Here is an 11,846-nt window from a genome sequence, read left to right as displayed (position 1 = left end):
TTGGGGTCATACTTCAAACTGCTAGGATACTTGTGCAATATAGATTTTGGCAGTTTTTGACCCCTATTTTCTCATTCTTTGTGAGAAATCCGGGACTTGGGGTCTCCCCAAGTGGAGCGATTTTCCAAGACGGATGTTACGTAAAAGGTCGTTGATTGAAACTGTTAATGACCAGTTAAAAAATATTTCTCAAATTGTTCATTCTCGCCATAGGAGTGTTAAGAATTTTATGGTTAATCTACTTGCAGGTTTAATTGCTTATACTTTTCAAGAGAAAAAACCCTCTTTAAAGCTAGATAAAAATGAAGCCGAAAATTTACCTGCTTTGTTAGTTTAATTACTCTTTTTATTGAACTAAATTATTTAACTTAAATTTTCCAAAATAGCAGTTTTTGGATTAGTTTATTTTGACTATTTATTGTCATTAATAATCACTAATTGATAGAACATTGACTAAGACTCATTTTTAAGCGTTTATGTTATGTCGAACTCAGGTAAAATTAGGACGTGTGCGTGTGAGCTTGTGGAAAGATTTACACTTCCGTAAAGCTGCTACACGCTCTTCGGTTACTGATGAGGGTTGAACGTCTCGACGCGCAAGGCAATGAACGAGTCTCCAAACCTTTATGGTTGGCTTGGGTAGGAGAAGAAATGCCACCATTAGAAGAAGTTTGGTGTCTTTACTTGCGTCGCTTTACAATTGACCATTGGTATCGCTTTTTGAAACAGCGTCTACATTGGACAGTTCCAAACTTAAGCACTCCCAAGCAATGTGACAGGTGGAGTGACCTCATGCCTCTGATGACTTGGGAATTGTGGTTAGCCCGTGATATCGTGACTGACAATCCCCTCCCTTGGCAGAAATCTCAGGGTAATTTGACTCGCTCGTTGAGTTGCTCAAGCTATGGGTGGAGTTTTCGCGGCGATTGGTACTCCCACAAGAGCACCCAAACCTCGTGGAAAGTCCCCTGGTTGGCAACCAGGAAAAAAGCGTCACCGTAAAAACCGATGCCCAATTGTTAAAAAAACTATAACACGACCACGCAAAGAACCATCAATTGCAGTTTAATACTCAAGATTATTGATAATTTTACTAAGTCTCTGATTAACTCAGCCCTGCTGGGTCATTTTGCATGGCTTAGTCTAAACTCCAGTGGGCGATTATATAGTCCTAACAATCTGTATTCTTCCCAATCGTTCATCCAATTATATATGGTTCCTTGGGTGACTTGAAAAATTTCCATCAATTCAGAAATTGTTTTTCCTTCATAGCTCAACAAAATACAGTGCGCTCTTTGTTTAACTTGATAATGAGAACTTTGTTTATATATTCTGTTAAGTAATTTGATTGTATCAATAGTTAAATCTTTAATAAATCGCATTTTTTTACCTTCTTCTTGCCAAGAAGATATTTTACACTACTATTTCCATGATATACAATTTATTTTGCGTAAGCACTTATCTCTGTGGATATTTCTGGTTGATGAGATTCTCAGATGACCTCAGTATTTTCGGAAGTATTAGTGACAATTTCTTTTGCTTTTTGCAACCGATAATCCTGCACAGTCACAAGTTGCCAACTAGAATCTTGTGAGAGTTCTAAAACCCATTGATGATAGTTAAACAAACTTTCTCGATGTCCAACACTGATAAAAGTTGTATTTGCTGATTGCAACTGTTGATATAAATTACCTTCATTATTCAAATCTAAGGCACTTGTTGCTTCATCTAAGATAGTGAAGCTAGGATGAGTAACTAATAATCGGGCGAACGCTAGGCGTTGTTGTTCTCCCAGCGATAATATATTTTCCCAAGGAACTTCTGTATCAAAGCCTTCAACTCGACTTAGCAAGTTCTGCAAGTTGACTTGTTGCAAAACTTCTTTGAGTTCTGCATCAGTTATTTGGCGATTTGTATTAGGATAGAGTAACTGTTCGCGCAGAGTTCCCAAAATGATGTAAGGACGTTGGGGCAAAAACAACACTTCGTCTAAGGGAGGTCGCACCAGACGACCAGTTCCCGCATTCCACAAACCTGCGATCGCTCTCAACAGAGAACTCTTACCTCCACCACTCGGCCCTACAATTAATAAACCTTCTCCAGGCTGAACGTTTAATGATAAGTCTTCAACAATCATCTGTTCATAGTTAGGCGTTTGTAAGGTAACATTCTCAAAAGCCAGACGGTTTTCTTCTATAGTTTTAATGGTGCTGATATTTTCTGGCTCTTTGGTAACAGCTTCTAACGCATCTGAAAACTCAGTTAAACGCTCAATGTAACTCGAAAATCTTCCTGAAGTACTAAATTCACTGATGAGTGTTGCTAGCGCACCAGCAAATAGATTGGCAACCATATTAGCTTGGCTAACTTGTCCAAAATTAATTTCATCATTTATGTATAAAGGTGCAAGCACTAAAAAAGGAAATATTTGGATCAGGGCTTGATATCCTCTGGTAAATATGTCCTCATTTCTTTCCCAGTTAATTTTGCGTTGAATATTTTTAATAACCTGGCTAAATCTACGCCCAATGATATTCGATTCTTGGTTTTCACCCTGAAAAAAAGCGATTGATTCGGCATGATTCCGAACATGAGTTAGGGAATAATTATAATCTGCTTCAACTTCCAGCTTTTCTTGATTAATTTTATTTAGTTCTTGAGTTAAATAAAGAGCGATTAAATTTCCTATGATTGTATAAACAAGCAAAACAGATGCAACAAATTGAGAAATTGACCAAAGAATACTCAAGAAAATTGCCATTTCTAAAACTTTTTCTAACAAAGTAGTTGAAAAACTAAGAACAGTTCTAGCAATAGGTTCAATTTCTTGCCCTAGACGTTGGTCTGGGTTATCAATATCAGATTTAAAATTGATTTTATAATAGGCGCGATTACGCAAATATTTTTCTAATATTTGATTATTTAACCATTGGTGCCAATCAAGAGCTATTTTTTTTCTAACAAATTTAGAAAATCCTACCAGGAGTGTTACAAACAAAAGACCAACAGCATAAAGCAATATCATTTGCCAAAATCTAGAAGCATCTTTCTCCTCAATAACATCTATTAAATCGCGAGTAATGAAAGTATTAAAGGCAGTTACGCTCACAAGTGCCATTACTAAGAATATCAGGAGAATTAACATCCCCCAGGAACGTATCACTTCTGAAAATGCCCTTCCTCCTACCTCTGTAGGAAACCAGTAAGGGCCGGCAATCATTTTGATGTTTTCCCAAAATTGAGTAAAAGTTGAAAGAAAAAAAGTCTTTTTTAAAGATTGATTAGGAAAAGCTTGAGTTTGCATGAGTAAGTCGGCAATACTATTTATAGTAAGGATAAGGTAGGAGGCAGTAAAAATTTGCTTTCTATTTCATTAGGCATAGTAATCAAATAATAAAAAATTTTATGTACAATTAAATCGTTTCACATAAAGATATTTTAGTGTTAGTAGCTGCTGAATTAAATTGCTTAGTAAGTTTTATATTTTCTGTAAATAAATTAGAATTAAACGTGGATGTTTCTAATAGCTGATAAAAATTTTTGGCGATTGTAGTTAAAGGATCGATCGCTTGGATAAAATCAATTCCATGTAGCTTGAGCGATTTGGTGAACAGATGAAATTCTGTACAACCAGAAATATAGGAACTGGTCTTATATTGATGTAACAAATCTTGGATATCTACAAGAATTGTGAGTGGCTCTTGTCCTCGTTTCAATACTCTATATATCATCTCATGGAGCGAGTATTGGTCTTTTTCAGATAGATAAATAATTCGATTGGCAGCAGTGCAACCTTCGTGAAATAGTTTTTTGCGATAAGTACCTGCGCTTGCTAGTAAAAGGGCAGGTTCATCATGTTTTTGTAGTTGTTGGTCTACAATTGTAATTAAGGAAATTACTTTATTAGTGAGGTGTTCTGGGATATAAGGCAGAGCGTAATGAGATGTACAACAACTAATTACTATACGGTCAACTAATTTATTGAGGCTTTCTAGATGTAGTTGCATAAAATCAATAAATTCTCGTTCATTCCCACTATTAATTGAATTGGTGCGATCGGGTGCAGAGGGTATGGAAAAAACAATGACGTTGGGTGCTTCTTGTTCTTTATCAATAAACTGATTATATTCATAAATAGATTTGAGAAATTCAGCAGTAACAATAGGTCCCATACCACCTAAAACTCCAAGCATTGGTAGTTTTTTATTCATAAATATTCTTTGAATTATTGATTGCTATGGTATTCCAATTCGTAATTACAAAACTCGGACAAAATATGTTGTCGAGTTTTAGAGAGTTGGTATTAACTCTGTGCTTGTGCTTGCTGGATGTAGGCTTTCAAGCGTTCGGCTAAAACTTGAACGTGGGGTTCAGACATCATAGTTACATGATTGCCAGGAAGAAAATCGACATTCACTGGTTCGCCAGAAAACTCGTTCCACCCCAAGGCTGAATCTTGTAACATCTCAGCAGGTAATTTTCTAGCGTAGTTGTCCCCAAAAGGCTCACTGGCACGTAGAAGCTTAATCCCACCAGGATAGATTTGTTGTGGTACATAATCAATTAGAGATAAAGAGTTAGTTTTATAAGCTTGCAGCATATTTTCGAGTTGTGTAGTTTCCGCGTTAGGCGGTAGCATATTAATCATTTTGAAAAGCTCTAAAACGTAATTTAGTTGCTTATTTTCAGGTAGCGATCGCAAGGTATCTTCAGTAATATCTATCTTCGTTACCAGCGCAACTTCTACTGTTTTAATCAAGTCAATCAGCCACCTAGCACGATCCCAATCAAGGCAATCAAGACGTGTTTTTCTTTCATTCAGGGTTGGTGCAGTAGTATCAATAATGACGAGCAAGGCAACTTCATATCGCTGATGAAGCAACTGCTGCGCTATTTCAAAAGCTACTTTGCCTCCAAAAGAATGCCCTCCCAAAAAGTATGGCCCTTGCGGCTGAACAGTTTGTATTGCTTGAATGTAACGACTAGCCATCTCTTGAATTTGGGTGGCTGGCTCTAATTCTCTATCAAACTTGTTTGGTTGAAAACCGTATAACGGTTGCTCTGCTCCTAAGTAATGCCCTAAGTGATACAAGTAGAAAGGCTCACCACCAGTACCGGGAACGCAGAAGAAAGGTAAGTTTGAACCATTAGGCTGAATTGGTACTAAACAAGACGAATTTGAGCTATCCGATTCTACTTGCACAATTGTCGCCAACTGTTCAATAGTTGGATTTTGGAACAGGCTGGCTAAAGGAATCTCTTTACCAAACTGCTGTTTAATTTGAGCCATTAAGTAGGGAGCTAGAAGGGAATGACCGCCAAGGTTAAAAAAGTTTTCTTGTACTCCAACTTTGTCAACTTTGAGAATTTTTGACCAAATTTGTACCAATTGCAGTTCTATTTGGTTACGGGGTTCTACAAATTTGCCCAAGTTATTGATGTGAGAAGGTGCGGGCAATGCTCGACGGTCTACTTTACCGTTGGCTGTTAGTGGCAAGCTATCTAGAAATACAAAACTAGAAGGAAGCATATATTGTGGCAGCTTGGTAGAGAGGAAGCCGCGAATTTCACTAATGCTTGGTGCTGACTCTGGATTTGGGATGATGTAAGCCACTAAGCTTTGTTCACCCAGAACATCTTCATGGGCAGTTACTACAGTTTGATGCATAGATGGGTGTTGTGCTAACGCTGTCTCAATTTCCCCAAGCTCAATGCGTATGCCGCGAATCTTGACTTGATAATCTTGGCGACCAAGTATTTCTAGAGAGCCATCGGGAAGATAGCGACCGCGATCGCCTGTATAGTACAACAAATCTTGGTGATCGTTGCGAAAATGATTTTTGACGAACCGAAAGCGCATTTCTTCAGGGGCGTTAATGTAGCCCAAGCTGCAAAATGGTGTCCGCAAAACGATCTCGCCCGGTTCTCCAATACCGCACATTTGTTGATTTACACTCAAAACAAGTGCTTGGGTGTCAGGCATTGGCCTTCCTACTGGCTGTATTCCTGGTGTCGGTTCGCTGGGTACTTGGTAGTAACACTTGACTAAAGTTGTCTCTGTCGCCCCATAAAGATTGATGATTTCTCCTGCTTGGGGAAAAGCATCCCGCCACCGCCGGATGAGTGTTTCCTTCAGAGGTTCTCCAGAAAAGAATAACCAGCGTAAGCTACGCAAGGAGACTTCAGAGGGTACATTCGCTAACCATGATTGTGCCAAAGAAGGAACTGTGTGTACGACAGAAATTTGTTCGCGTTCCAAGTAATGCAGAATTTTTGTCGGTTCTAAGTTATCCCCTGCTGCTGGCAGACACAAGGTTGCACCACTGGTTAAAGGTAAGAAGATATCTCTTAAGATGGCATCAAAGGAAAGTTTTGTTAATTGAGCAATGCGGTCTTGTTGACTAATTTCAAAAGTCTGACGCTGCCAACTGATAAAATGCGCTATCCCTTTGTGACAGCCTAACACTCCTTTCGGAACGCCTGTACTACCAGAAGTAAAGAAAATATAGGCTGGATCGTCACCGGATATTTCCGGTATGGGTATTTTATTACTACTTTCCTGGTGATGATAATTTATCGGTTCTGCTGTGTCTTTATTTATACGTATAACAGTTAAAGATTGCCATATCTCCGGGGTTTCTGGGTGCTGACCATCAAGCTCTAATATGTATTTAGCTTGAGCTTCTTGGAGTATTAGCTTTTGGCGAACGCTGGGAAGTTGGGGATCGACTGTCATTAATACGCCGCCACTCAAAAGCACTGCGATCGCACTGGCAATTAATCCAAAACTGGATGTCCCATACAAAGCAACAACATCTCCCCGTTGGATGCCGTGACTCAGCATCACTCTAGCTAAAGCTTGAGAGCATTTGCCTAATTCTCCATAGTTCCAAGTGCGAGTTCCTTGACGTACTGCTGGCTGTTCTGGCGTGCTATTTACCCAAGAGGTAAAAGTTGTTGTAACTAATTCGTATTCTGGTTCTGGTATAGCGGTTGTGGGATTTGGCAGTAAAAGTTGGGCTGGTGGTGTGACAAGAGAATAAGAGGCAATTTCGCTATTAGGCTCAACAACAATTTGATTGAGCAAATGATCGTATTGTTGCAGCATTTCCGTGATTCGTTCACAAGTAAATAGGTCAGAATTATAAACTACTTGCAGGTTTATTCCTTGTTCGTGTTCTGCAACATACAAACTTAAGTCAAACTTAGAAGCTGCTTCTGGTATCGATATCGGTTCTACAGACAATCCCAACAGTTCCGGTTGGGTATCTGCCAAATTAATTAAATTAAACCATACTTGAAAAATTGGGTTGTGACTAAGATTTCGTTCTGGCTGCAATGCTTCCACCAACATTTCAAAAGGCAAATCTTGATGGCTGTATGCTCCCAAAGCGACTTCTCGCACCCGTGATAATAGCTGCCTAAAACTAGGATTACCATCCAAACGGGTACGCAACACCAGGGTATTGACAAAAAAGCCAATTAATGGTTCTATCTCTGCACGGTTGCGGTTAGCGATCGGTGTTCCGATGCAGAGATCGTCCTGCCCACTATAACGCCACAGCAAGATTTGGAATGCTGCTAACAGCGTCATAAACAAAGTGACGCTTTCTGTTTGGCTCAACTGCTTGAGCCAAACAGTTAGTTCTTTTGAAAGTGCAAACTCTTGATATGCCCCGTGGTAAGTTTGCACAGCCCCTCTAGGTCGGTCTGTAGGCAGGGAAGATAAAGTTGGTGCATTGGCTAGTTGTTGTTGCCAGTACGAGAGTTGGCTTTGCAGTACATCCCCTTGCAACCACTGTCTTTGCCAAATTGCGAAATCTGCGTACTGAATCGGCAATGGCACTAACGATGGCCTCTGATCTTGAGAATAAGCATTATATAGTGCTGTCAGTTCTTGAATAAACACACCCATTGACCAGCCATCCGAGACAATGTGATGTATAAACACTAACAAAGCGTGTTCTGTCTCAGACAGTGCGACTAAAGTTGCCCTAATTAGTGGTTCATCTGCCAAGTTAAAAGGTTGTTGTGCTTGTTTTTGCACTAATTGCTGAGTGACAATTTCTTTTTCGGTTGTGGGTAAATGCTTTAAATCAATAACTGATAGTATTTCCTGTTCCCTATTCCCTATTCCCTGTTCCCTAATAACTTGAATTGGTCTTCCATCAACTGTAATAAAATTAGTCCGTAACGTTTCGTGGCGATGAATGATTTCTTGTAAACTTTCTTCTAAAGCAGATTGATTGAGAGTTCCTACCAACCGCAAAGTGAGGGGCATATTGTACGAACCACTGTTCGGCTCTAACTGGTCTAAAAACCACAAACGCTGTTGAGCATAAGATAATGGTAATATTGCATCCCTTGACCTTGGTAAAATGGGTGGGGAAGGAGGTAGAGACGTTGCTTGCGATCGCCCAATCAAATGCCCTAATTCCGCAACTGTGGCGGCGGCAAACAGACTACGCAAGGGTATCTGCACTTGGAAAACGCTGCTAATCCGTGATAGTAGTTGCGTTCCTAGTAGTGAATGTCCCCCCAGTTCAAAAAAGTTATTATAAATACTCACTTGTTCCACTTTCAGCACTTGCGCCCAAATCTGTGCCAGCATTTCTTCAACGGGTGTACGTGGGGCAACATATTTATCTTTGGGTTTCCTGTGTAAATCTGGTGCGGGTAAAGCGCGGCGATCTACTTTGCCGTTAGGGGTGAGTGGCAGGTACTCCAGAATCACTATTGCATTTGGAACCATGTACTCTGGGAGTTTTGCCTTGAGGAAGTGGCGTAAATCATTAATTGTTGGTGTACAGTCTTGATGCGGCACAACATAAGCAACTAAGCGTTTATCACCAGGAATATCTTCACGGGCAATGACACAAGATGCCTGTACATCTCCATGTTGGCTGAGTACTGTTTCGATTTCGCCTAACTCAATGCGGAAGCCGCGAATTTTAACTTGATTATCTATACGTCCTATGTATTCAATGTTGCCATCGGGTAAATAGCGTACTAAATCCCCGGTTTTATATAATTTACTCCCTCCTGCCTCCTGCCTTCTGCCTCTTGCCTCCTCAAAGGGATTAGGGATGAATTTCTCATTAGTCAACTCTGGGCGATTGAGGTAGCCTCGCGCTAATCCTGTTCCACCAATGTGCAGTTCTCCTGGTACACCTATGGGAACTGGTTGTAAGTTTGAGTCGAGGATGTAGATTTGTGTGTTAAAGACAGGGCGACCAATGGGAATCGAGGATAAAGCCGAGTCGCACATTTGGGCAGATAAAGGAAAGCTGCTAGCTTGAACTGTTGTTTCCGTAGGCCCATAACCGTTCATTAACTGTGGAGAAGTTTCATATAAATCTGAATTTTGTTGTATATATTCGTACCACAGTTTGATTTTTTCTGGGAGTAATCTTTCTCCGCCAATGGTTATTAGTCGTAGACTCGGTGACAAACGCTTGTTTGTTCGAGCCAATTCTGTAACTAATTCATGCCAGTAGGCTGCTGGTACATTCAGTACGGTTATTTGCCAACGCTCAATTCCTTCAATCAAAGCAAACCAGGAATTGAGCATTTGCTCTGTACGCAATACCAATGTGCCGCCAACACTTAAGCAGGGATAAATATCTTTAGCGAAGACATCAAAACTAAAAGAACTAAACTGGAGAATGCAATCTTTTTGGTTAATGCCCCATTGTGTTACCTCAGCTTTGGTAAAGTTGACTAAAGACTGATGCTCAATCATCACACCTTTTGGTCTTCCTGTAGAACCAGAGGTATAAATCACATAAGCCAGATTAGTTGGTTGTACATCACTGATGAGATTATTCTGGCTTGACTGAGCTATCTTTCTCCATTGAGTATTTAAGCATACAAGCTTTGCTTGATTCTCAGGTAATTTATCAACTAGATGCTGTTGGGTGAGTAATACTGAAACTTGAGCATCTTCTAACATGAAAGCTAAACGCTCAGTTGGATACTCTGGGTCAAGTGGCACATAAGCAGCGCCAGTTTTGAGAATCCCTAACAGTCCTACGACCATTTCTAAAGAACGTTCGACGCAAATGCCTACCAAGACTTCAGATTTTACACCCAAAGTTTTTAGGTAGTGCGCCAACTGATTAGCGCGACTGTTTAATTCATGGTAAGTTAATTGGCGATCGCCAAACACAACTGCCACTGCATCGGGTGTACGCTCTACCTGCTCCTCAAACAACTGATGGATACAGCGATCGCGGGGATACTCAACTTGTGTATTGTTCCATTCAACGAGTAACTTTCGTTGTTCTGCTGCTGTCAGTAGGGGCAATTGTGATATTTGCTGCTGTGGGTTAGTCACAATGGCTTCTAGTAAGGTCACAAAATGCCCTGCTATCCGTTCGATAGTACCTGCATCAAACAAGTCAGTGTTATATTCCCACATCCCGACTAGTCCAGTGGCAGTGTTCTGCATTGATAACGTCAAATCAAATTTTGCAGTTGCGCTTTCTGCCGCAAATTGACTGACAGTTAAACCACTAAGTTCTACTCCAGAGGCAGGTAGATTCTGGAAGGCAAACAACACTTGAAATAATGGTGAATAGCTCAGATCCCTTTGTGGCTGCAATACTTTGACCAATTCCTCAAAAGGTAGGTCTGGATGAGCGTAAGCTTCGAGTATTACTTGCCTGACTCGACCTAGTAACTGCCTAAAACTGGGGTTGCCTGATAAATCTGTGCGTAGGACTAAAGTATTGACAAAAAAGCCAATTAACCCTTCTATCTCCAGGCGATCGCGGTTAGCAATGGGTGTACCTACTACAATGTCATCTTGTCCTGTATAGCGATAAAGCAAGGTAACATAAGCCGTAAACAGCGTCATGAATAGAGAGGCTCTTTCTTGCCTACTAAAATTGGCAAGTGCTTCACTCAATTCAATTGGCAGTTCTATATATTGACGCGCTCCCCGGAAAGTTTGCACGGCTGGTCTAGGTCGGTCTGTGGGTAATTCTAATAAAGAGGGAGCGTTTTTGAGTTGTTGCTTCCAGTAATCAAACTGTTTTTGAATTATCCCTGTTTGCCACAACCGACTTTGCCAAATCGCAAAATCGGCATACTGAATTGGTAGCTCAGGTAGCTGTGGGGATGAGTTATGGCACAGAGCCGAGTAAATGCTTGCTAACTCCCGCATCAATACACCTGTTGACCAACCATCAAAAACAATGTGGTGTATTGTCAGCAGCAAAACCTGTTCTACCTCTGTAAGTTTAAATACAGAAGCTCGGATTAAAGGAGAACTTACAAGGTCAAATGGTTGAGTAGCTTCTGCTTTAGCTGATTGCTGGAGGGCGATTTCTTTTTCACTTTCAGGATATTTTGTTAAGTCTACTACTGCCACACTTAAGGTTAAGCTTTCGGCAATTACCTGGACTGATTGCTCATTGATAGTGCGGAAATTGGTACGTAAAACTTCGTGACGAGCGATAATTTTATTCAGGCTTTGCTCTAGTGCCAGGACGTTTAATTGACCATGAAGCCGCAAAGCTAATAGTTCGTTGTAGAACGGGTTATCTGGTTCTAATTGACTCAAGAGCCAAATTTGTTCTTGGGCAAAAGATAGAGGTAATTTTTGAGTGCGATCGCTTTTTATTAGAGGTAAATCATGGAGGGTAGCAATTGCATTTTTCTGCTCAAGTAACAAAATCAGTTCTGCTTTATTCTTAGCAAGTAAGTCACGGGTTTCTACTGTCAATACTCCTTTGGGAGCATTAACACGCAACTGTTCACCTTCAACCCACAACTTCACACCTCGCTGAGAAAGTTCAGATACTAATTGTTTGACATTCACAGAAATTACCTCCACTTCACCT

5 protein-coding genes and 1 pseudogene are annotated in these 11,846 nt (G+C 40.4%); 2 read left to right on the top strand and 4 right to left on the bottom strand.

The genetic code is table 11. The features are described 5' to 3' along the window. Positions 1-133 precede the first annotated feature (133 nt). Positions 134-337, top strand: a pseudogene (locus tag V7K76_RS24720) (transposase); the annotation flags it as partial. Positions 338-573: 236 nt separating this feature from the next. Then, entirely contained in the window at positions 574-1,002 is a 429-nt protein-coding gene (locus V7K76_RS24715; RefSeq protein ID WP_334777455.1) for a hypothetical protein, read from the top strand. Between the two features lie 122 nt (positions 1,003-1,124). Here the strand turns inward: V7K76_RS24715 and V7K76_RS24710 are convergent, their stop codons facing one another. From V7K76_RS24710 to V7K76_RS24695, 4 genes are all read right to left on the bottom strand, one after another. Beyond that, positions 1,125-1,382 (bottom strand): helix-turn-helix domain-containing protein, encoded by a 258-nt coding sequence (locus tag V7K76_RS24710; RefSeq protein ID WP_334777456.1) that lies wholly within the window; start codon positions 1,380-1,382, stop codon positions 1,125-1,127. A 110-nt stretch (positions 1,383-1,492) separates the two neighbouring features. Further along, positions 1,493-3,304, bottom strand: coding sequence for an ABC transporter ATP-binding protein/permease (locus tag V7K76_RS24705; RefSeq protein ID WP_334777457.1), 1,812 nt, complete (start codon positions 3,302-3,304; stop codon positions 1,493-1,495). A gap of 109 nt (positions 3,305-3,413) precedes the next feature. Then, complete coding sequence (locus V7K76_RS24700; protein ID WP_334777458.1) at positions 3,414-4,211, bottom strand: aspartate/glutamate racemase family protein; 798 nt, start codon at positions 4,209-4,211, stop codon at positions 3,414-3,416. 92 nt (positions 4,212-4,303) lie between these two features. After that, entirely contained in the window at positions 4,304-11,824 is a 7,521-nt protein-coding gene (locus V7K76_RS24695) for an amino acid adenylation domain-containing protein (protein ID WP_334777459.1), read from the bottom strand. Between the last annotated feature and the right edge of the window lie 22 nt (positions 11,825-11,846).

The organism is Nostoc sp., from assembly GCF_036917975.1.
Lineage (GTDB): Bacteria > Cyanobacteriota > Cyanobacteriia > Cyanobacteriales > Nostocaceae > Nostoc.
This window is presented reverse-complemented; position numbering and strand designations above follow the sequence as displayed.

Excerpts from the sequence above, each read along its gene's own strand:
- V7K76_RS24710 (WP_334777456.1), bottom strand. The coding sequence starts at position 1,382 with ATGCGATTTATTAAAGATTTAACTATTGATACAATCAAATTACTTAAC.
- V7K76_RS24700 (WP_334777458.1), bottom strand. The coding sequence starts at position 4,211 with ATGAATAAAAAACTACCAATGCTTGGAGTTTTAGGTGGTATGGGACCT.
- V7K76_RS24705 (WP_334777457.1), bottom strand. The coding sequence starts at position 3,304 with ATGCAAACTCAAGCTTTTCCTAATCAATCTTTAAAAAAGACTTTTTTT.
- V7K76_RS24715 (WP_334777455.1), top strand. The coding sequence starts at position 574 with ATGAGGGTTGAACGTCTCGACGCGCAAGGCAATGAACGAGTCTCCAAA.